Origin of the sequence: Streptomyces sp. NPDC060064 (assembly GCF_042736455.1) — a bacterium.
In the GTDB taxonomy this organism is placed as follows: domain Bacteria; phylum Actinomycetota; class Actinomycetes; order Streptomycetales; family Streptomycetaceae; genus Streptomyces.
In genome coordinates, this window is the sequence record NZ_JBHWWF010000018.1 from 91,108 (window position 1) to 111,637 (window position 20,530).

Annotated in this window: 22 protein-coding genes; 14 read left to right on the forward strand and 8 right to left on the reverse strand. The window is 69.7% G+C overall.

Annotation, left to right across the window (positions count from 1 at the left end; all coding sequences use genetic code 11):
- The first annotated feature begins 1 nt into the window (after window position 1).
- The 3 genes from ACFWDI_RS22035 to ACFWDI_RS22045 all read left to right on the forward strand — a co-directional run bounded on the left by ACFWDI_RS22035 (window position 2) and on the right by ACFWDI_RS22045 (window position 2,504).
- The gene (locus ACFWDI_RS22035) at window positions 2-1,015 is read left to right on the forward strand and encodes a peptidoglycan DD-metalloendopeptidase family protein (RefSeq protein WP_385306195.1); all 1,014 of its coding nucleotides are present in this window, start codon (window positions 2-4) and stop codon (window positions 1,013-1,015) included.
- A 170-nt stretch (window positions 1,016-1,185) separates the two neighbouring features.
- Complete coding sequence (locus ACFWDI_RS22040; protein ID WP_385306196.1) at window positions 1,186-1,977, forward strand: SGNH/GDSL hydrolase family protein; 792 nt, start codon at window positions 1,186-1,188, stop codon at window positions 1,975-1,977.
- A gap of 17 nt (window positions 1,978-1,994) precedes the next feature.
- On the forward strand, window positions 1,995-2,504 hold the full coding sequence (locus tag ACFWDI_RS22045) for a hypothetical protein (protein WP_385306198.1): 510 nt from the start codon (window positions 1,995-1,997) through the stop codon (window positions 2,502-2,504).
- A gap of 26 nt (window positions 2,505-2,530) precedes the next feature.
- Here the strand turns inward: ACFWDI_RS22045 and ACFWDI_RS22050 are convergent, their stop codons facing one another.
- From ACFWDI_RS22050 to ACFWDI_RS22065, 4 genes are all read right to left on the reverse strand, one after another.
- The gene (locus ACFWDI_RS22050) at window positions 2,531-3,412 is read right to left on the reverse strand and encodes a carbohydrate kinase family protein (RefSeq protein WP_385306286.1); all 882 of its coding nucleotides are present in this window, start codon (window positions 3,410-3,412) and stop codon (window positions 2,531-2,533) included.
- A gap of 114 nt (window positions 3,413-3,526) precedes the next feature.
- The gene (locus tag ACFWDI_RS22055) at window positions 3,527-4,147 is read right to left on the reverse strand and encodes a TetR/AcrR family transcriptional regulator (protein WP_385306200.1); all 621 of its coding nucleotides are present in this window, start codon (window positions 4,145-4,147) and stop codon (window positions 3,527-3,529) included.
- A 117-nt stretch (window positions 4,148-4,264) separates the two neighbouring features.
- Entirely contained in the window at window positions 4,265-5,443 is a 1,179-nt protein-coding gene (locus ACFWDI_RS22060; RefSeq protein ID WP_385306201.1) for a Glu/Leu/Phe/Val dehydrogenase dimerization domain-containing protein, read from the reverse strand.
- A gap of 172 nt (window positions 5,444-5,615) precedes the next feature.
- Window positions 5,616-6,185 (reverse strand): carboxymuconolactone decarboxylase family protein, encoded by a 570-nt coding sequence (locus ACFWDI_RS22065; RefSeq protein WP_385306203.1) that lies wholly within the window; start codon window positions 6,183-6,185, stop codon window positions 5,616-5,618.
- A 126-nt stretch (window positions 6,186-6,311) separates the two neighbouring features.
- Between ACFWDI_RS22065 and ACFWDI_RS22070 the strand changes: the two genes are divergently transcribed.
- From ACFWDI_RS22070 to ACFWDI_RS22100, 7 genes are all read left to right on the forward strand, one after another.
- Complete coding sequence (locus ACFWDI_RS22070) at window positions 6,312-6,776, forward strand: PPOX class F420-dependent oxidoreductase (RefSeq protein ID WP_385306205.1); 465 nt, start codon at window positions 6,312-6,314, stop codon at window positions 6,774-6,776.
- A gap of 171 nt (window positions 6,777-6,947) precedes the next feature.
- Window positions 6,948-8,129, forward strand: a complete 1,182-nt coding sequence (locus tag ACFWDI_RS22075; RefSeq protein WP_385306207.1) for an MBL fold metallo-hydrolase — start codon at window positions 6,948-6,950, stop codon at window positions 8,127-8,129.
- A 356-nt stretch (window positions 8,130-8,485) separates the two neighbouring features.
- Window positions 8,486-10,354 carry an ATP-binding protein gene (locus tag ACFWDI_RS22080; RefSeq protein WP_385306208.1) on the forward strand — a complete coding sequence of 623 codons (1,869 nt, stop codon included), beginning with the start codon at window positions 8,486-8,488 and terminating at the stop codon, window positions 10,352-10,354.
- 7 nt (window positions 10,355-10,361) lie between these two features.
- The gene (locus tag ACFWDI_RS22085) at window positions 10,362-10,796 is read left to right on the forward strand and encodes a roadblock/LC7 domain-containing protein (RefSeq protein ID WP_327327309.1); all 435 of its coding nucleotides are present in this window, start codon (window positions 10,362-10,364) and stop codon (window positions 10,794-10,796) included.
- 2 nt (window positions 10,797-10,798) lie between these two features.
- Complete coding sequence (locus ACFWDI_RS22090) at window positions 10,799-11,170, forward strand: DUF742 domain-containing protein (protein ID WP_362683082.1); 372 nt, start codon at window positions 10,799-10,801, stop codon at window positions 11,168-11,170.
- Window positions 11,148-11,762 carry an ATP/GTP-binding protein gene (locus tag ACFWDI_RS22095; protein WP_385306210.1) on the forward strand — a complete coding sequence of 205 codons (615 nt, stop codon included), beginning with the start codon at window positions 11,148-11,150 and terminating at the stop codon, window positions 11,760-11,762. The genes ACFWDI_RS22090 and ACFWDI_RS22095 overlap by 23 nt, the downstream gene beginning before the upstream one ends.
- Window positions 11,759-12,334, forward strand: a complete 576-nt coding sequence (locus ACFWDI_RS22100; protein ID WP_362683088.1) for a GAF domain-containing protein — start codon at window positions 11,759-11,761, stop codon at window positions 12,332-12,334. Before ACFWDI_RS22095 ends, ACFWDI_RS22100 begins: the two co-directional genes overlap by 4 nt.
- Window positions 12,335-12,412: 78 nt before the next feature.
- Here ACFWDI_RS22100 and ACFWDI_RS22105 read toward each other — a convergent pair whose 3' ends face one another.
- Window positions 12,413-13,609 (reverse strand): acyl-CoA dehydrogenase family protein, encoded by a 1,197-nt coding sequence (locus tag ACFWDI_RS22105; RefSeq protein ID WP_385306212.1) that lies wholly within the window; start codon window positions 13,607-13,609, stop codon window positions 12,413-12,415.
- Here ACFWDI_RS22105 and ACFWDI_RS22110 point away from each other — a divergent pair.
- Complete coding sequence (locus ACFWDI_RS22110) at window positions 13,574-13,768, forward strand: hypothetical protein (protein WP_385306289.1); 195 nt, start codon at window positions 13,574-13,576, stop codon at window positions 13,766-13,768. The two genes, ACFWDI_RS22105 and ACFWDI_RS22110, sit on opposite strands and share 36 nt — an antisense overlap.
- Before the next feature lie 327 nt (window positions 13,769-14,095).
- Here ACFWDI_RS22110 and ACFWDI_RS22115 read toward each other — a convergent pair whose 3' ends face one another.
- On the reverse strand, window positions 14,096-15,307 hold the full coding sequence (locus tag ACFWDI_RS22115) for a mandelate racemase/muconate lactonizing enzyme family protein (RefSeq protein WP_385306214.1): 1,212 nt from the start codon (window positions 15,305-15,307) through the stop codon (window positions 14,096-14,098).
- Window positions 15,307-16,353, reverse strand: coding sequence for a LacI family DNA-binding transcriptional regulator (locus ACFWDI_RS22120; RefSeq protein WP_385306287.1), 1,047 nt, complete (start codon window positions 16,351-16,353; stop codon window positions 15,307-15,309). Before ACFWDI_RS22120 ends, ACFWDI_RS22115 begins: the two co-directional genes overlap by 1 nt.
- Window positions 16,354-16,540: 187 nt before the next feature.
- Here ACFWDI_RS22120 and ACFWDI_RS22125 point away from each other — a divergent pair, with 187 nt between their 5' ends.
- The 3 genes from ACFWDI_RS22125 to ACFWDI_RS22135 are packed head-to-tail and all read left to right on the forward strand — an operon-like array spanning window position 16,541 to window position 19,292.
- On the forward strand, window positions 16,541-17,404 hold the full coding sequence (locus ACFWDI_RS22125; protein ID WP_385306215.1) for an ABC transporter permease: 864 nt from the start codon (window positions 16,541-16,543) through the stop codon (window positions 17,402-17,404).
- A 35-nt stretch (window positions 17,405-17,439) separates the two neighbouring features.
- Window positions 17,440-18,459, forward strand: coding sequence for an ABC transporter substrate-binding protein (locus tag ACFWDI_RS22130; protein ID WP_385306216.1), 1,020 nt, complete (start codon window positions 17,440-17,442; stop codon window positions 18,457-18,459).
- Entirely contained in the window at window positions 18,456-19,292 is an 837-nt protein-coding gene (locus ACFWDI_RS22135; protein WP_385306217.1) for an ABC transporter ATP-binding protein, read from the forward strand. Before ACFWDI_RS22130 ends, ACFWDI_RS22135 begins: the two co-directional genes overlap by 4 nt.
- 338 nt (window positions 19,293-19,630) lie before the next feature.
- On the opposite strand, the gene ACFWDI_RS22140 is transcribed toward ACFWDI_RS22135, so the two are convergent.
- Entirely contained in the window at window positions 19,631-20,518 is an 888-nt protein-coding gene (locus ACFWDI_RS22140; RefSeq protein WP_385306219.1) for a sugar phosphate isomerase/epimerase family protein, read from the reverse strand.
- Window positions 20,519-20,530 lie beyond the last annotated feature (12 nt).

Here is a 20,530-nt window from a genome sequence, read left to right on the forward strand (position 1 = left end):
CATGCCCAAGAAGGGTAAGCACCGCCGCCCCAAGGTCAGCCCGATCACGCGCGGATTCGTCGCCGCCGGTACGGGTGGCGCCGCCATCGCCCTGCCGCTGATAGGCGCCGCAGGCGCCCACGCGGCAGGAAAGACCGCTCCGGCCGTGGCGCCGGAAAAGGCCGTGACCGCCGCCCCGTCCTCCCCCTTCTCCGCCGGGTCCGCCGCCGCGGCCCACGTGGCGCAGAAGAAGGCCTCTCCCACCACGTACTCCGTCGTCCCCGGCGACTACCTGTCCAAGATCGCCGACGAGCACGGTGTCCCCGGCGGCTGGAAGAAGCTGTACCAGGACAACCGTGAGGCCGTCGGCGACAACCCGTCGCTGATCCACCCGGGCCTCAAGCTCACCCTCGGTGCGAAGTCGAAGGCGAAGGCGCCCGAAACGTCGCAGCACCCGTCGAGCCCGGACCGGTCCTCGTCGAAGGCGTCCACCTCGAAGGCGTCCCCCACGAAGGCGCCCTCCGGTTCCTCGGACTCGGGTTCCTCGGACTCGGGCTCGGTGGTGCAGTCCTCCGCGAAGTCCTCGTCCGGTGGCTCGGCAGGCGGCAACGCCGCGCAGATCAGCGCCTCCGGCTTCACCGCCCCCGTGGACGGCGCGACCGTCATCACCCCGTACCACCTCGCCGGCGCCATGTGGGCCAGCGGCTACCACACCGGTCTCGACTTCGCGGCGTCCACCGGCACGACCGTCAAGGCGGTCGGCCCGGGCACCGTCGTCTCCGCCGGCTGGGCCGGTGCGTACGGCAACCAGATCGTCATCCAGCAGAGCGACGGCACCTACTCGCAGTACGCCCACCTCTCCGCCCTCTCCGTCGCCTCCGGCCAGAGCGTGAGCGGCGGCCAGCAGATCGGCCTCTCCGGCACCACCGGCAACTCCACTGGCCCGCACCTGCACTTCGAGATCCGCACCGGCCCCGGCTACGGCTCGGACATCGACCCGCTGGCCTACCTGCGCCAGCACGGCGTCTCCCTCTGATCCGTCCGACGCACGCAGTGCCCCGTCCTCCCCTCGTGCCGCCGCCCGCGGCGCGGGGGGAGTCGGCGTATTCCGGGTTGGACCAATCTTGACCGGTGGGATACATCACGCCTCGTCAACCCCTCCTTACGGTCGCGTAGGTCACATCCGTAAGGGAAAAATGAGGTCTCGTGGCAGACGATTCGAGAACAGAGAACAGTGGCGTATTCGGGTCGTACGCGGCGGTCGGTGACAGTTTCACCGAGGGCGTCGGAGACCCGGGCCCCGGCGGGACGTACGTCGGCTGGGCGGACCGGTTCGCGGTCCTGCTCGACGACCGAATGCCGGAGCACACCTTCCGGTACGCCAACCTCGCCGTACGCGGCCGTCTCCTCGACCAGATCGTCGAGGAACAGGTGCCGCGGGCAAAGGAACTCGCCCCGGATCTGGTGACCTTCTGCGCCGGCGGCAATGACATCATCCGGCCCGGCAGCAACCCCGACGACGTGGCCGAGCGCTTCGAGCGGGCCGTCGCCGACCTCGCCGGCTCGGTCGGCACCGTCATGGTGACCACCGGCTTCGACACCCGCGGCGTGCCGGTACTGCGCCATCTGCGCGGCAAGATCGCCACGTACACCGCGCATGTACGGGCCATCGCCGACCGTTACGACTGCCCCGTACTCGACCTGTGGTCGCTCAAGTCCATCCAGGAGAGGCGGGCTTGGGACGCCGACCGGCTGCATCTGTCGCCCGAGGGCCACACCAGGGTCGCACTGCGTGCCGCCCAGGTGCTCGGACTCGAGGTGCCCGCCGACCCCGACCAGGCGTGGCCGCCCCTGCCGCCGCGCGGACCGCTCGAGGTGCGCCGCGACGACATCAACTGGGCGCGCGAGCACCTGGTGCCGTGGATCGGGCGACGGCTGCGCGGTGAGAGCTCCGGCGACCATGTCGAGGCCAAGCGCCCGAATCTGCTGCCCTTGTGACAGCGGATGGTCGGGGCGTGGCAGACCTGCCCCGGCTGACCGGGCGTACGGCCCTGGTCACCGGCGCCAACCGCGGGATCGGCTTCGCGGTCGCCAAGGGACCCGCCGGAGCCGGAGCGCGGCTGCTGCCCGGGCTCCTCGACCGTCCGGGCAGCCGGGTCGTCACCGTCACCAGCATGGTGCGGAGCAGTGCCCGCCTCGACTTCGCCGATCTGCAGAGCGAACGTCGCTATGACGCCTGCCACGGGCGGGCCGCGGCCGCGGGGCCACCCGGATCGTCAACTTCGCGGTGCGCACCTTCGGTTCGGACGCGGGCAGGCGGCGCACTGCCGGTGCTGCGGGACGCCGCCGACCCGGAGGCGCGGCCCGGCGACTACTACGGCCCGTCCGGCCTCGGCTCCTTCAAAGGCGCGCCGCAGCGGACCGCGTTCTCCGCGCGGGCTCAGGATCCCGCGGTCGCGTGCCGGTTGTGGCAGGAGTCGGCGAGGCTGACAGGGATCGCCTTCCCCGCCCCGTACGACGGCTGAGGCACAGCGGCGTACGAACCGGTGCGTCAGACCACGGCCGACGACAGGAGGTCGGCCGGTCCGATCAGCGCCGTACTGCCCTCGCCCGTACAGGCATGGGCGCCGGCCACCGCGCCCAGCCTCGCGCTCTCCTCCAGGTCGCGGCCCGACAGCTGCCCGAACAGAAAGCCGCAGACATAGGCGTCACCCGCGCCGTTGGAGTCCACCACCGGAGCGGGCGGGGCGACTGCCGGGACCGGGCGCGGGGTGGATCCGCCGTCGCGGCTGAGGAGGTACGAGCCACCGGCACCCGCCGTCGCGACCACCGCCTGCGCCCGACCGTCGCGCAGGATCTCCCGCATCACCGATGCTATGCGCTCGCCCGCGCCCGCCGTGCTGAGGAAGACCAGGTCCGAGCGGAGCGCGAACTCCCGTTGGTGCTCCGCCAGTCCGTCCCAGTCGTGCAGATCGGTGGAGACCGGCACGCCCAGCGCTTCGATGTCGTCGTAGAGGAACCGCGCGAAGTTCATGATCGAGAGATGGATGTGGCGAGCACGCTGCAGATGGGGGAGGTAGAAGTCGCGCGGCATCCGCAGCCCGTCGGGATCGCGGGCATCGTAGAAGGACATCCGGCGGCCCGCGGGGTCGACGAGGTTGACCGCGCGCCGCGTCCCGGCCGGGGAGATCAGGGACTCGAAATCCACGCCGCCCGCGGTGAGTTGTTCCCGGACCAGACGGCCCGGCCAGTCGTCGCCGATGTAGTCGAGGAGGGTGGCATTCAGCCCGAGGGCCCGGCAGCCCAGGGCGACATTGCCACCGGTGTGGCCCGGCCATTCACGGATCGGGCCGACGCCGACAGAGTCCGCGAGCGGGACCGGCAGGGCGTCGACGCGGACGACCGTGTCCACCCCGGTACCGCCGACCACCAGCACATCGGGTGGGAGGCGATCCGTCGGCTGCTCGGGCTGCTGATACGTCTGGTGCTGCGACTGGTGAGACACAGTTGCCCAGTATGGGGGCTGCGGGCCCGCCCGTTCAGGCGTTCAGCGTGCGGCGGCGGTCAGTGCGTCACGGTGGACACCGAGCTCACGGGCGAGCGCGTCGTCCGTCCACTCCAGCATCGCGGCGCGCGACAGCGACCCCGCGTACGAGGTCATCTGCACGGCGAGCCCGTCCAGAAACGCCGTCAGCCGCCAGGCCGTCGCCGCCGGGTCCTCGCACGGGAACTCGCCCGCCGCCGCACCTTCCGCGATGACCTCGGTCAGAGCCGCCTTCCACTGCTGGTCCAGATCTCGGGCGACGTCCCGCAGCGCCGGCTCGCGCAGCGCGGCCGCCCAGCCCTCGATCCACAGCCGCCAGCCCTTGGCCTGCCCGGTCGGCGCGTACCAGCGGACCGCGGCGCGCAACCGGCGCAGTGCGGTGGTCCGGCGGCTCAGCAGTTTGCGCAGATGCGCGAGGTCACCGTCGGCGGCGTAGGTGAAGGCGGCCGCGACGAGCTTCTCCTTGGTCGAGAAGTGGTAGAGCACCAGGGCATTGCTCACACCGAGGGCCGACGCGACATCGGCGATCCGTACGGCCGCCACACCGTGTTCCTCGATCTGCCCGACGGCAGCACGAAGCAGCTCTTCCCGCCGCTCCGTCACGCTCAACCGGACTCTTGTCACGTCGTCACCCTACACAGGCGATCTTGGGCCCGGACGCGGGTCCAGCCGGCCGTCCTCACTGCGGTCCGCGGACGACGGCGACCCACCCCGGGGCGGAGAGGATGTCGGGCCAAGCCGTCATCTGTACCAGCCGTAGCGCTCGGCGATAACCGGCAGCCGGTCGGCGACGATCGCGTGCGCGGCGGCCCGCGCCGTGGTCCCGTCCGCCTCCGCACGCGCCAGCATCTGGCCGATCAGCGCGCGCATCGAGTGACGGGTGTACGCGAACGCCTCGTCCGCGTCGGCGCCGATGTCCCCGAACAGAGTCCACCACCACCAGGCATTCGTACCGGAGTTGACGACGACGTCCGGCAGTACCGTGATGCCGCGCCGCGCGAGCAGTTCCTCGGCATCCGGCAGCACCGGCATGTTCGCCGCCTCGACGATCCAACGCGCGGTGATCCGCGCCTGGTTGGCGGTGTCCACTGCGTACGAGACCGCGGCAGGCACCAGTACCTCCGCGTCGACCGACAGCCACGCGTCGTCGGACAGCTCCAGATCGTCCGGCCGCAGCGCCGTACGGTCGACCGTCCCGTACGAGTCACGGGCCGCGAGCAGCGCATCGACATCGAGCCCGGCCGGATTGGCGACGGTGCCCTTGACGTCGGCGACGGCGACGATCTTCAGCCCGGCGCGGGCGAGGAACCGGGCCGTCGCGCCGCCCATCGTGCCAAGACCCTGGACGGAGACCCGGGTCCCCTCGTATGCCACGCCCGCCCGGTCCAGCGCGACCAGCACCGACTCGGCGACACCGCAGCCGCCGACGAGCTCGTCGAGCCCGATGCCGTCCACCTCGACGGCGAACGCGTCCGCGAGCCGACGGCGCGCCGTCGCCTCGTCGTCCAGCAGCGGATAGACGGCCTGGATGGAGGAGACCAGACCGGCCTCGGCCGCGGCCCTGTCGACGATGTCCTGGGTCAGCCCGAGGTCCTCGCCGGTGGTCCACATGTTCTCGATGTACGGGCGTACGGCGCGCAGATAGCGGACCAGGATTCCGTACGCCCGCGGGTCCTGCGGGTCGCAGTCGATACCGCCCTTGGCGCCGCCGAGCGGGATGTACCGGCCCTCGGGGTTGTAGTGGAGGGCCTCCTTCATCGTCATCCCGCGGGCCAGCCCGGCCACCTCGTCCAGCGTGCAGCCCTCGCGCATCCGCAGGCCCCCGCTGGAGACCCCGCGCACCAGCCGGTCGATCACCAGATGGCCCCGGCGGCCGGTGACATGGTCGGTCCAGGTGAGCGACAGCAGGGGAGTGGTCATCTGGCGGTCTCCTCGGGAACAGTGATCACGGTGGGGCCGGGGACAGCAACCGCCCGCGCCCGTGGCCGGATCACAGACTAACTGAATCGCCAGTCAATATCTGGAGCTGGGAGCTCCCCCGTCAACATGATCGTCAACAATGTTGCCGGCCGGTGGTCCCGCAGCACGCGGCTCAGCCTGCGGCGGTCCCCGGACGTGCCGGAATGTCGCAGTGGTCCTTGAAGCCCTGGCTGGTCAGACCCAGTGCGGCGTTCATCCGCGAGCGCAAGTTCTCCACCGCCACCATCGCGGTCAGCTCGACGAACGCGGCCTCGCCGAGGGCGGTGAGCAGCCGGGCCGCCGACTCGTCCCCGACCTCCGGGGGATTGGCGGTCATCGCCTCCGCGTACTCCATGACATCGCGTTCCAGCGGGGTGTAGACGGTGCTGTCGCGCCACATCGGTACATCGCGCAGCTTGCGGACGTCCATGCCCATGCCCTGGCTCTCCCAGTGGCCGAAGTCCATGCACCAGCTGCACCCGATCGAGGCCGCCGAAGCCATCACGGCCAGCGCCTTCAGACAGGGGTCGAGCTCCTTCCACTTGGCCACCGACAGCTCGAAACGCAGATCGCTCCACAGCACCCGGGGGTTGTGGGCCAGCGCCCTCGCGGGGTCGAGGACCTTTCCGTATGTGCGCTTGCAGTACCACTCCACCGCGCGGAACAGGAGCGAGCGGCGCGGGGTGAGCGAAATACGGGCCATGACGGGCCTCCTGAAGGTGTGGACGACGTCCTCTCACGCGTACGACGGACCGGGTGCCCCGGGATGTGACATCGGGAGGGAAAGATCTTCAGGAACACCCGTGAGAGGTGAGACGTTGCTGTGGTCATGACGGACATCGACGCACCGCAGGATCCGCAGAGGGACGCTCAGCAGGAAGCGCTGCTGAAGCTGGTCGCCGAGTGCGACGGAGGGGTGCTGGTCACGCTCAAGCGGGACGGCAGGCCCCAGCTCTCCAATGTGAAGCACGCGTACTACCCCGACGAGCGGACCATCCGGGTGTCCGTCACCGATGACCGGGCCAAGACCAGGAACCTGCGCCGCGACCCGCGCGCCGGATACCACGTCACCAGCGACGACCGCTGGGCATGGACCGTCGTCGAGGGCACCGCGGAGCTCTCCCCGGTCGCGGCCGACCCGCACGACGCCACCGTCGAAGAGCTGATCACCCTCTACCGGGACGTCGTGGGTGAACACCAGGACTGGGACGACTACCGGCGTTCGATGGTCCGCGACAAGCGCCTGGTGCTGCGGCTGCGCATCGAACGGGCCTACGGCCAGCCGCGCGGCTGAGTCGGTCATGCCGCCCGCGCTCCGGCCCCGGCCGCGAAACCGGCGATGGCCGGGCCGGGACAGCGACGTCAAGTCCCGGGAAACCGGTGACGCCGAGTCCCGTAACGGGCCCGTTCCCGTCCCTTCGTACCCCCCGCTCATAATGAAAAGACACCGACATCAGGAGGTGCCGTGACCGGCACTGGTTCCCCCCACCCGCTGAGCTCCCGGCTGCGCTCGCTGCGACCCGCCGCATTCGGCGCCGACCCGGCCGGAGAGCGGTGGGAGCGGATCCGCCGCTCGCCGAACTTCGCGGACGGCTCCTTCCAGAACCCTGTGGGGGCCAGGACCAGACCGTCCGGCGGCTCCATGATCGAATTCGCGAAGATCTACTTCCGGAAGGAAGCTCGGGCGCACCGGTCCCCGGTCGGGCTCGTGCCCATCCATGCCACCACGCTCGCCGATATCGCGAAGCCTCCGGCCTCGGGGCTGCGGCTCACCTGGATGGGGCATTCGAGCGTTCTCGCCGAGATCGACGGCCGGCGGGTGCTCTTCGACCCGGTCTGGGGCGAGCGCTGCTCCCCCTTCCCCTTCGCAGGCCCCAAGCGGCTGCACCCCGTGCCCGTACCGCTCGCCGTCCTCGGCCCGGTGGACGTCGTCGTGATCTCCCACGACCACTACGACCACCTCGATCTGCCCACCATCCGTGCCCTGGCCTCCACGGACACGGTCTTCGCGGTGCCGCTCGGCGTCGGCGCACACCTGGAGCACTGGGGCGTGCCCGCCGACCGGCTGCGCGAGCTGGACTGGAACGAGTCGACCGAGGTGGCCGGCCTCCGGCTGACCGCCACGCCCGCGCGCCACTTCTGCGGGCGCGGTCTGCGTAATCAGCAGCACACCCTCTGGGCGTCATGGGCCGTCGCGGGCCCCGAGCACCGGATCTACCACAGCGGGGACACCGGTTACTTCCCCGGCTTCAAGGACATCGGCGCGGAGCACGGCCCGTTCGATGCCACCATGATCCAGATCGGTGCGTACAGCGAATACTGGCCCGACATCCATATGACGCCCGCCGAAGGTGTCCGCGCTCATCTCGATCTGCAGGGCGGGAAGCCGTCCGGCGCGATGCTGCCGATCCACTGGGGGACGTTCAATCTCGCGCCGCACCCGTGGGCCGAGCCCGGCGAGGGCACGGTCGCGGCAGCAGCCGCGGAAGGTGCGCGCATCGCGCTGCCGCGGCCCGGCGAGCCGTTCGAGCCGACCGCCGAGGGCATTCCGTCCGAGCCGTGGTGGCGCGCGGTGGCGACGGCGCCCGCCACGGGGTGGACCGCGTCGGTCGATACGAGCAGCGCCGAGGTGGCACCGAGCGCCTGATGAGTAGCGCGTGACCCTGCGGCGCCTGCCTGTGCGGCGCCTGATCCGTAGCGCGTGACCCTGCGGCATCCGATCCGCAACGCGTGACCCTGCGGCATCCGGGACCCCCTTCGCCGCCGTCGCGGCGGTAGGGGGTCAAGCCGGCGTTTTCGGGCTGGCGTACGAGGCCTCATACCAGAGCGGGACGAATGGCGGGCAAGTTTGTCAACTGCTCGCCGCACGTGCGCGCTTGGCGACTACCGTGTGTTGCCGGTGATCAGCGGTGGGCTCATGTTGTGCATGACGAGCCCGCCGGGAGCCGAAGCTGACCACTTGCAGTACGCCGATTCCTGGGGCCCCACGTACCAAGGACGCTGATGTCTCAACTACGCGCACCCACCGCGCGGCCGGACCGCCGTGAGGGCGGGCGCCACGGCCGGCCAGGCGCCCGCTCCCTGTCCTCGGCAGGGAGGCCGCATTCCGTGCCGTCGTCACCGGAAGCCCGTATACGCCCTCAACTCCTGCGCACCGCAGTCCTGCCCGCGGTCGGCACCGCGCTCATCGGCGCGGCCGCGGTGATCTTCGCGATCCGCTCCTCCGCTGCCCAGCCTTCCGCGAACCTGTGGGCCGTGCTCACCGGTTCCGCTGTGCTGGCCGTCGCCTCCGTGGCGGCGGCGGCGATGGGCGCGGACCGCATGGCCAAATCCGTGCACGACCGCTGCGCCGCGTTGCGCCAGTCCACCGCGCGCGGACAGACCGAGCTGCGCACGGTGATCGATCAGCTCAGACGGGGCGAAGGCCCGCCCGCCCGAAGGACACCGCAGCCCGCACCACCGGGCGGAGACGAATTCGATCTGCTGACACAGGAGTTGAGCCGTTCCCACGAGGCCGCTGTGGCGGCGGTGGTGCAGGCGTCCCGGCTCTCGAGCAGCGTCGGCAACGAACAGAAGGTCGAAGTCTTCGTCAATCTGGCCCGTCGGCTCCAGTCCCTGGTCCACCGCGAGATCCAGCTGCTCGACGAGCTGGAGAACGAGGTCGAGGATCCCGAGCTGCTCAAGGGCCTCTTCCATGTGGACCACCTGGCCACCCGCATCCGCAGGCACGCCGAGAACCTCGCTGTCCTCGGCGGTGCCATTTCCCGTCGGCAATGGTCCAACCCGGTCACCATGACCGAGGTGCTCCGGTCCGCGATCGCAGAGGTGGAGCAGTACCCGAGGGTCAAACTGGTACCGCCGATCGACGGCACCCTGCGCGGCCACGCGGTCGCCGACGTGATCCATCTGCTGGCCGAACTGGTCGAGAACGCCACGCTGTTCTCCGCCCCGCACACTCAGGTGCTGATGCGCGCCCAGCACGTCACGGCCGGACTCGCCGTCGAGGTCGAGGACCGTGGCCTCGGTATGCCCGCCGTCGAACAGAACAAGATGAACGCCCTGCTCGCCGACCCCGACCAGGTGAATGTCGCCCATATGCTGCAGGACGGGCGGATCGGCCTCTTCGTGGTTTCCGCGCTCGCCCGCAGACACGGCATCGCGGTACGGCTCCAGTCCAATATCTACGGCGGCGTCCAGGCCGTTCTCGTACTGCCGCAGGGACTCCTCGGTGCCGAGCCCGATGGACTCTCGCCGGCCGAGGCCGCCGCGGGGCGCGAGACCGCAGACCGCCCCACGGCCCAGCCCGACGCGGCTCAGGCGGCCGGGGCCCTGCCCTCGACCCCACCCCTGATCCCGCAGCAGCTTCACTCAATGCCGCACCAGCCACCGGCCTTTCACCAACCCCAACCCCAGCATCAACCGCAACCGCAACCGCAACTGGAATCACAGCCGCAGCTTCAACAGCCGCAGCGCGCACCGGTGCACGCCACCTTCGGCGCAGGCCTCCCCCTACGCGGAGACCAGAGCGACCGTCCCAACCCGGCCGCCGCCCGCCCCGGCGTCAACCACTCGGCTCCCGCGGAGACCTCGTCCGCCGAGCAGTCCGTCCACACCACGGCAGCACCGCCCTCCGACGGAACGGTGCCCAGCCCCATGGGCCGCCCCCAACTGCCCAAGCGCCGCAGCCAGGAACACCTCGTCCCCCAGCTCAGGGACGCCCCGTCGCCCCGCAAGGACGACGAGAACACCCTCCACGACCCGGGCCTGATGGCGGCCTTCCAACGCGGCATCGGCCTGGCCGAGTCCCAGTCCGTCGCGGACCCCGCCCCACAGCCCGCCCCGCTGCGCCACGACAACACCCCCAAGGAGTAGATGCACCATGGTGAGCGATGTGCCGAACGGACATGTCTCGGACCTCGACTGGCTGCTCAGCGGCCTGGTCCAGCGTGTGCCGTACACACGCAATGCGGTGCTGCTCTCCTCCGACGGGCTGGTGAAATCGGTGCACGGCCTGGACGCCGACAGCGCCGACCATATGGCGGCACTCGCCTCCGGCCTCTACTCATTGGGCCGCAGCGCCGGAGCGCGTTTCGGTGACGGTGGCGAGGTACGCCAAGTGGTCGTGGAGCTCGACTCCACGCTGCTGTTCGTCTCCACCGCCGGCTCCGGCACCTGCCTCGCCGTGCTCGCCGGGCGTGAGGCGGATGCCGCGGTCCTCGGATACGAGATGGCGATGCTGGTCAAGAGCGTACGGCCGTACCTGACCACCCCGGCCAGACAGTCGGCGGGGGCGCCGAGCGCTGCGGGGCAGTGAACGTGCCGGCCCCCAAGGACGGGCCGTTGCTCGACGACGCGGCCGGCCGGCTCATCCGTCCGTACACGGTGAGCGGCGGCCGCACCCGTCCCACGGCCGCGCTGGATCTGCTCTCCCTGGTGATGGCCACCGGAAGTGTGCCGCAGACGCATCTCGGCCCCGAGCACGCCCTGGCGCTCGGGCTGTGCGACGGGCCGACCTCGGTCGCCGAGATCTCGGCGCACCTCAGGCTCCCGGCTGTGGTCACCAAGGTGCTGCTCTCCGATCTCGTGGACTGCGGGGCCGTCACAGCGCGGGCGCCCCGCTGCCACGACTCACCCACCGACCGATCTTTGCTGGAGGCGGTGCTGGATGGCCTACGACGACGACTCTGAGCTTGCCGATCCCTTTCCCGCCGCGCTGAAGATCCTCGTCGCGGGCGGATTCGGGGTCGGCAAGACGACCTTCGTGGGAGCGGTCAGTGAGATCGAACCACTCAATACGGAGGAGCTGCTGACCCAGGTCAGCGTGGCGACCGACAGCCTGGACGGCATCGAGTCCAAGACCACCACAACCGTCGCCATGGACTTCGGCCGGATCACCCTGGACCGAAGTCATGTGCTCTATCTCTTCGGAACGCCCGGCCAGGAGCGCTTCTGGTTCATGTGGGACGAGCTCTCCGAAGGCGCGCTCGGCGCGGTCATCCTCGCCGACACGCGCCGCCTCGAGAACTCCTTCTCCGCGGTGGACTTCTTCGAGCGGCGCGGCATCGGATTCGTCGTCGCCGTCAATGAGTTCGACGGTGCCTACCGCTATGACCCGGAAGAAGTACGGGCCGCGATCGACCTCAAGCCGGAGGTGCCGGTCGTGCTGTGCGACGCGCGGATCGCCGGCTCGGGGATAGGGACCCTGGTCACCCTCGTCCAGCATCTGCTCACCACCACCGCGGTGCCGGCCCCGGCACCGAGCTACGGAGCACCGACATGACGTACGACCCGACCGGCCATCTGCTGCTCACTCCCGTCGACCGCGAAGCGCCCGTCCGCGTAAGGCGGCTGCGTCAGCTGGGTTTCGGGGACCGGCCGGACCCGGCCTTCGACGAATTCGCGCACAAGCTCGCCGAGGTGACCGGCGCGCCGTACTCCATGGTCAACTTCATCGACGAGAACCGGCAGTTCTTCGCCGGACTGCACACCCCGGCCGGTACACACTCCGGAACCGACCTGGGTGCGACAGCCGCGGCGGGCGGCGGTGATGTCAGCCGGTTCATGGCGCGAGACCACGGCTACTGCCCGCATGTGGTCGTACGGCGCAAGGCGCTGGTCCTGGAGGACGTCTGCGACTATCCGCGCTTCGCCGGGAACCCGGTCGTGGACGAGATCGGCATCCGTTCCTATCTCGGTGCGCCGCTGATCGACCGTACGGGGATCGCGCTGGGCACGATCTGTGTTGTCGCCACCGAGCCGCGGCCCTGGGGCCGGGCGGGGCTCGAGACCATCAAGTCGCTGGCCGCGGAACTGATCGACCAGATCCACCGGCGTGAGGACGGCGGCATCTGAAGTCCCTCTGATCCTTGTGAAGTGACGTCCCCGGGCTGCCTCGTGTGCTCCCGGGGACGTCATGCGCGGCGGGCCGGGTCAGACGGCGGCTTCCAGCCGGACCACGTCGGACAGTCTCTGCGACCACTGGCCCTTCGTCGTGCCCAGCGCCACCTCCGCCAGACGCAGCAGCTGTACGTCAGACGTGCCGGCCGGGGCGAACATATGGAGTGCGTCCCGCAGATACCGCTCGATGGGGCGGTCGGTGAAGAGCCCTGCCGCGGCATGGATCTCCATGGCGTTGCGCGCGGAGTCGATCGCCGACTCGACATTGACCAGCTTGGCGTTCATCAGCTCCGCATCGCACGGCAGCCCCTCGTCGAGCAGATGCACGGCGTGGTACGCGGCGAGCCTGGAGGTCATCAGCCGGGACTGCAGCGTCCCCAACTTCAGCTTGATGGACGGCAGTTCATGGAGCGGCTTGCCGTAGCGCTGCCGATCCGAGCAGAACCTCGTGGTCTCCTCCAGGATCGCCTGGTGGATGCCGAGCGATACGGCGGTGAGGTTGGCGCGTCCGTAGAGCATGCTGGAGGAGTACGCCACGGCCAGTCCGTCGCCCTCCTCGCCGAGCCGGTTCGGCGCGGGAACACGGCAGTTGTCGAAGTGCAGCTCGCCGAAGCTGAAGCCGTGCAGGCCCATGGTCGGCTGCTGCTCACCGATGCTGCAGCCCGGCCGGCCCGACTCCACCAGGAAGGCGGTCAAGCCCCTGGACCCGGGTGCGGTCCTGACCACCACACCGTGCAGATCGCCGATATGGCTGTTGCCGACAAACACCTTTCGGCCATTGAGAAGGTAGTCGTCGCCGTCCCGTACGGCGGTGGCACTCATGCCCAGTACATGGCCGCCCGACTCGGGTTCGGTGACCGCTATCGTCGGGAGGCAGTCGCCGGCGGCGATGGAGGGGAGCCAGGTCTTCTTCTGCTCGGCGCTGCCGAAGTGGACAATCTTGGCAACGCCCAGCTGGGAGGCCTGCACCATCGCACCCATCGCGCCGCTGACCCGGGACAGCTCCTCGATGATGATGGTCTTGGCGAGGTGCCCCATCCCCATCCCGCCGTGCTCCTTGCCGATCGTGGCGCCGAGCCAGCCCTGCCGGGCGACGAGCCGGGACAGTTCGTGGTGGACGGCACGGGATGCCTCCATCGCGGGGATCCGCGGACGTATCTCCTTCTCTGCGAAGTCACGCACATGATCACGTAGTTGATGATGCAGTCGACCGGCGAAGTAACCGTCCATCGCGAGCCTTCCTCTGCTAAACGCCTGCTCGGGCGGTTGTTCGAGCAGGTGGTGCATCGGCAGTGGTCTCGTCCCGAACAGGCCGACCACATCATGGTGTTGATCGTTTCAGGGTGGCACAAGATCGACGCCAACTCTGTCCAAAACGGGGACCGTTGACGTTTGATTAAGGCTGTGTTCCGTGTGGTACGGGCCCGTCCGGTCCTGCCGTACGGCATTCCCCCTGTGCGTCTCTCTGCCACATGCCAACGGCAAAGGTTTCGTGGGCATATGGCACTGAGGGACAAAGAGCCTCCTCAGACATGCGCAGCAGTGACATCAAGGAACACCAGCAGAACCGATACGGCGCCAGACCTGGACCGAAATGAACGCACTCCGGCCCGGCAGACCGGCGGGGGACCGGCGGTCGGAGGTGCACATCCGGCGCTCGGAGCGCGCGGGGGTGCCAGCGGCGCGCGCCCCGGCGCGTACAACAGCCGGGCGCTGTCACGCCCGGTGCTCCAGTACGTCGACGGCCAGCTCACGCACCACCGACTCGTCCACCTCGACCCCCAGCCCCGGTGAATCCGGCACCTGAGCCACTCCCTTCTCCACCCGCACCGTCGCAGTCGCGTACGGGGAGTCGATGAACTGACGGCCGTTGAGATCGACCGGAGTGTCGATCCCGTATGCAGCGAAGAGGTGCAGCGACGCGGCAAGTCCCAGATCCGAGTCGGTGAGCCCCGAACCCATCAGCCGCACCCCGCAGTCCTCCGCGAGCGAGCACAGCCGCCGTGACAGCGTGAGACCGCCACTGCGCTGCACCTTGGCGATCGCCACATCCACCGCCTCCAGCCGGACGAACGTCGCAAGATCGGTGGGGTGCCGCAGGCTCTCGTCGAGCGCCACCGGCACCGGGGAGTGCTCACGCAGCCGCCGCAGACCCGCGATGTCATTGGCCGGCAGCGGCTGCTCGAAGGCGCTGATCCCGATGGCGTCCAGCCGCCGCGCCATACGCAGTGCAGCGTCCACGGTGTACGCCTGGTTGGCGTCCACCCAGACCGGCGCAGTCGGCGCGTGCGCCCGCACCGCGGCCACCACTGCCGCGTCGGTGTCCTCGTCATGCAGCCCGATCTTGACCTTGAACGCCCGGTACCCGGCGTCCGAGCCCTCCGCCACACTGTCGCCGGCCTCGGCCGGCGACTGTCCCGAGACGATCCAGCCCAGCTCGATCGTCTCGGACCTGCGCTGCCCCCAGAGCATGCCCAGCGGCACCCCTGCGGCCCGTCCCAGCAGATCGTGCAGGGCCACATCCACCGCGCTCTTGGCGAGAGGCGCGCCGATGGTGAAGCCGCGGTTGACGGCCCGGTCGAAGGCGCTGTCCACCGCGTCCAGGTTCCAGGCGGGCCTGCCGACGATCGCCGGCGCGAGATAGCGGTCGACGGTGGTGACGATGGATTCGGCGGTCTCGTAGGTCCAGGCGGGGATCGGCGTCGCCTCGCCCCAGCCGTGCACCCCGTCGGCGCTCACCTTCACCAGTACCCGCAGGGACGGCTGCCCGGCGACAGCGACCGCGCCGCCCGATACGCCGAAGGAGCGGCGGGTGGGCAGCGCGACGGCGAAGGTCTCGACGCGCTCGATCTTCGCCGACGGGTTCAACGTCGGCGCCGCCTGTGGGGCCGGGTGCGTGGCCGTCTGCGGAGCCGTGTGCGGGGCCATCAACGGGTCCTCTCCGTAAGGGAGTCGGGTGTGGGCGGTGGCGGTGCGACGCTCGCGCGCAGGACGACCTCGCCGCCGACCCGCAGCACCCGCGACCGCGGACCGCGCGGTTCGCGCAGGGCGAGGGCCATGACCTCCTGGCCCATGGCGGTGAGCGGCAGCGCGACGGTGGTGAGCGGCGGGGACAGTTCTCGTACGAGAGGGATGTCGTCGAAGCCCGCGAGGGAGACGTCCCCGGGTACCCGTACGCCCTCCTCCCGGAATGCCGCCAGCGCCCCCACGGCCATCACATCGGTGACGGCGAAGACACAGGTGGGCCGGGTGGAGCGGGCGAGGAGTTCGCGGGCCGCCGCGTACCCGCCGTCGCGGGTGAAGGCACCGAGTACGACCCGCTCCGGCGCGAGCGCGATCCCCGCCTCCGCGAGACCCTCCCGGAACCCGGCCAGCCGGTCGGAGACGGTGGTCAGCGCGGGCGGGCCGCTCAGCACCGCGAACTCCCGGTGTCCCAGCTGCAGCAGCGCGCGCGCCAGCGCTGCAGCCCCGGCCCGGTTCTCGGGCAGGACGGCGTCCACCCGCAGGCTGCGGTGCCTGCTGACGACCGCGACGCGGCCGCCCGCGCGGACATACGGTTCCAGCTCCGCCGCCAGCGCCCGCTCCCACTCCCGGTCCTGGAAGCCCGAGCCGATCAGCAGGATGGCGCGAGCGCGCTGGGCGCGCAGCGTGGAGACGTACGCGATCTCCCGCGCCGGTTCGCGGAAGGTACTGGCGAGCATGACGAGGAGGTCCTGCTCCGCTGCCGCCGGCATCACACCGCCCGCGATGGCGGCGAAGTACGGGTCGCCGACGTCGTGGCAGACGAGGCCCACGGTGTTGTTGGAGGCGCTGGCGAGCGCCTGGGCATGGGCATTGGGAATGTAGCCGAGCAGATCGGCGGCCGCGCGTACGCGCCGGCGCAGATCCTCCCGGACCCGGGTGGTGCCGTTGAGGGCCCGCGATGCGGTGGCCAGCGAAACGCCGGCTCTGCGCGCGACGACGTCCAGCGTCACATGGACAGGTGTTGCGTGCCGTTCACTCACTGCACCCCCCGAAACTTCGGGACGACCTATTGACCGTGCGTACGGGCAGTCATTAGCGTGGCGACACCTTATCAGAAAGCGCTTTCTGAAAGCGTTTTCCAGACCGTACAGCCCAGACAGCGCCTCTTAACCGCTCCGGAACCCAGAGGAGTTGACCGTGAGCCAGAGCGCCACCGAGGCAGCACCCGTAAAAGTGGCGGGAGTTGCTCAGCGGAACAAGCCGGGAGCGGGGGAGCGGGCCGTCCGTGCACTCGAGCAGAGCTGGCGGCCCGTCGCGCTGCTGCTGGTCTGCTTCGGTGCGTGGTGGGTGATCGCCGCGGCCGAACTGGTCGAGCCCTATCTCGTCCCCTCACCCGGCGCGACGCTCGACGTGCTGACCGGGAAGACCGACTACATCTGGCAGCACAGCTGGGTGACCACCTACGAGACGCTGCTGGGCTTTGCGATCGCCGTCGGTGTCGGCGTGCTCGCAGCAGTGATCATGGTCTACTCGTCCACCGTCGAGAAGACTCTCTACCCGATCCTGCTCTTCGCCCAGGTCGTGCCCAAGATCGCCATCGCGCCGCTGTTCGTCGTCTGGCTCGGCTTCGGGATCGCGCCGAAGATCCTCATCGCCGTCCTCATCGCCTTCTTCCCGGTCGTGATCTCCATGGTGACCGGACTCAAGGCGGTCGATCCGGAGATGCTCCAACTGTCGTCGACGATGGGCGCGCGCCCTTGGCAGACCTTCGTCAAGATCCGCTTCCCGGCCTCGCTGCCGCACCTCTTCTCCGGCCTCAAGGTCGCCGTCACGCTCGCCGTGACCGGCGCCGTCGTCGGTGAGTTCGTCGGCGCGAACGAAGGACTCGGCTATGTGATCCTCCAGGCCAACGGAAACCTCGACACCCCGATGCTCTTCGCGGGACTGCTCGTGATGTCACTGATCGGCGTGGTCCTCTTCGTCCTCGTCGAGATCGCCGAGAAGCTCCTCCTTCCGTGGCACGCAGGCCGCCGGGACGGAAGCGTCACCACCACCTACTAGCCCGGCACGACCCACGCCGACGAGAAGGGCCAGCCATGACTGCGCGCAGACTGATGATCGGCCTCGTTCCGCTGCTCCTGGTCGCCACGGCCTGTGGTGAGGACGGCTCGGACAAGACCATCAGCGACTCCGGCAAGAAGCTCGACAAGGTGACGCTGACGCTCAACTGGTATCCGTACGGCGAGCATGCGCCGTTCTACTACGGCAAGCAGCAGAAGATATTCGAGAAGTACGGCATCGATCTCAACATCCGGGCGGGACAGGGCTCCCAGAAGACGGTCCAGGCGACAGGCGCCGGTCAGACCGACTTCGGCTGGGCCGACACGCCCGCCGTGCTCTCCGGCGTCGACTCCGGCGTCAAGGTGAAGAGCCTCGGCGTCTTTCTGCAGACCACACCCTCGTCCGTGCAGTTCTTCGAGTCGAAGGGCATCAAGACGCCCGCCGACCTGAAGGGCAGGACCATCGCGGGTACCGCGGGCGACGCACTCTCCAAGACCTTCCCGATCTTCCTGAAGAAGAACAAGCTCAAGGAATCGGACGTCAAGGTCCAGAACACCGACCCGGCGGGCAAGATCGCCGCGGTGATCTCCGGCAAGACGGACGGGCTGCTCGGATACGCCAGCGACCAGGGACCGACCATGCAGAACAAGGCCAAGAAGCAGGTGGCGTATCTGCGCTTCTCGGAGAACGGACTCAACTTCTACTCCAACGGTCTCATCACCGGTCAGCGGTTCCTCACCGCCAAGAAGGATGTCGCGGCGCGCATGGTGAAGGCGGTCAGCGAGTCCTTCGCCGCCGCCGAGAAGGCGCCGGTCCCCGCCGTCGCCGCGATGCAGGGCGCGAGCCAGCAACTCCCGCCCAAGGAAGTCCTGTCCGAGCAGTTCAAGACCACCGTGACGCTGCTGCACACCCGGGCGACGCAGGGCAAGGCCCCCGGAATCAACACCGACGCCGACTGGCAGCAGACCATCGACGTGTTCGCCGAGGCGGGTCTCGTCAAGAGCCCCAAGTCCGTGGCGGAGTACTGGGACAGCGCCACCGCACTGAAGGGATGACGATGGCCGGAGACTCGACGGTGCGGGAGCCGGTGGTGATCACCAAGGAGAGCCAGGAGCCCACGGCGGCGGTCGGCCTTGAGGACGTCGCCGTACGATTCCGTACCAAGAACCGGGATGTCACCGCGCTCAGCGGGGTCTCCCTCGATGTCGCCATGGGCGAGTTCGTTGCCATCGTCGGCCCGTCGGGCTGCGGCAAGTCGACGCTGCTCAAGCTGGTCGCCGGTTTGCTGAAGCCGTCGGCGGGCGACGCCCGGCTGAACGGCGAGCGGGTGCGGGGGCCGCGGCACGACATCGGATACGTATTCCAGCGCGCGGCTCTGCTGGAGTGGCGGTCCGCGCGGCGCAACATCCTTCTGCAGGCGGAGATGCGGAAGATGCCGGGCGGCATGGCTCGCAGGCGCGCGGACGAACTGATCGCGATGACCGGGCTCGGCGGCTTCGAGGACGCCTATCCGCATGAGCTCTCCGGCGGAATGCAGCAGCGGGTGGCGCTGTGCCGCGCGCTGCTGCACGAGCCGCCGGTGCTGCTGATGGACGAGCCGTTCGGCGCGCTCGACGCGCTCACCCGTGAGCAGATGAACAGGGAGCTCAACCGCATCTGGCGGGAGACCGGCACCACCGTGCTGCTGGTCACCCACTCCATCTCCGAGGCGTGCTATCTCGCCGACCGGGTGGTGGTGATGAGCCCGCGACCCGGCACCGTCACCGAGATCATCGACGTGGGACTGCCGGCCGAGCGCGACTACACCGAGACGATGGGGCGGCCGGAGTTCCGCGCGGCCACCAGCCATATCCGGGGTCTGCTCGGCGCGGCGTCCGCGCAGGACTAGGGCGGGACTTCTCAAGCCAGCCCTGGCCGATGCCCGGCGGGGCTGTCCCCTCCCCGCCCCTTCCCGCTGTGCCGATGTGTGGCTCCGCCGCGTGGGGGGCAAGCCCCAGACCCCGTACGCCCTTCAGGGGCCCCACGCCGTCAGGGCGTAGGGGGAGTGTCCTCAATCGCCGGACGGGCTTGGATTTCCGCCCTGGCGGGCGGAAATCCAGCCTCGTCGGCGTTGAAAGCTCAGCGCCTCCGGCGATTGAGCAGCGGGGTCCGGCGCGCAGCCCCGGAATCCGGCCTCGCCGGCGATTGAGGCGCGGGTCCGGTGCGGAGCCCCAGTTCGGGACGCCGTCAGTACCTGAGCTTCGCCAGATACGTGTAGCTGTTCAGCGCGCTCGCGAACGGATCGGCCGGCGAGTCGTGTTCGACCAGCCACTGCTTCACACCACCGCTGCGAGCCGTGTCGAACATCGACGGGAAGTCGAGGATGCCGGAGCCGACATCGGCGAAGCCGCCGTTCGGAGCCATGTCCTTGACATGCAGCGCGGGGAAGCGGCGCCGGTGTTGCACGAAGAGCGATCTCGGGTCGGCCCCGCCCTTCGACGCCCAGTAGAGATCGAGCTCGAAGGCCACCAGATCCGGGTCGGTCTCCTTGAGCAGGATCTCGTACAGGTTCTCGCCCTCGACCACCTGGTGGTCCAGGCCGTGATTGTGGAAGAGCAGCGGACCGAGGCCGGACTCGCGGGCGGCGAGCCCGGCCTTGTTGAACTGCCGTGCCGCCTCCCGGAATCCGGCCGGGTTGTGCATGGACCCCGGCAGGCTCGGCACCACGATCCACCTCGCGCCGAGGGTGTGGATGTCCTCGAGCGTCTGCGGCAGACCGCCGCCGCTGACGATGTCGTAGCCGACGTGCTCGAGCACCGCCTTGAGACGGGTCTCATCGAGCATGCCCCGGATCGCCGCCGCGGTGTTGCCGTGCCGGCCGCTGACCCCGACGGTCGCGTACCCCATCGCGGCGAGCCGGGCCAGCGTGCCCTTGAAGTCCTTCGCCAGGGTCGAGCGCATTGTGTACAGGTGCATACCGATGCCGGACGGCGGGATGCGTCGCCGGCAGCGGGCGGTCTCGGCGGCGTACGCGGTCGATCCCGTCGCCGCCGCGGCGGCGACGCCCAGGGCCGTACCGAGGAACGCACGTCTTGTGTCGCCGTTCGTGTCTGCCGTGTCTGCCGTGTCTGCCATGGCTGCTCTCCT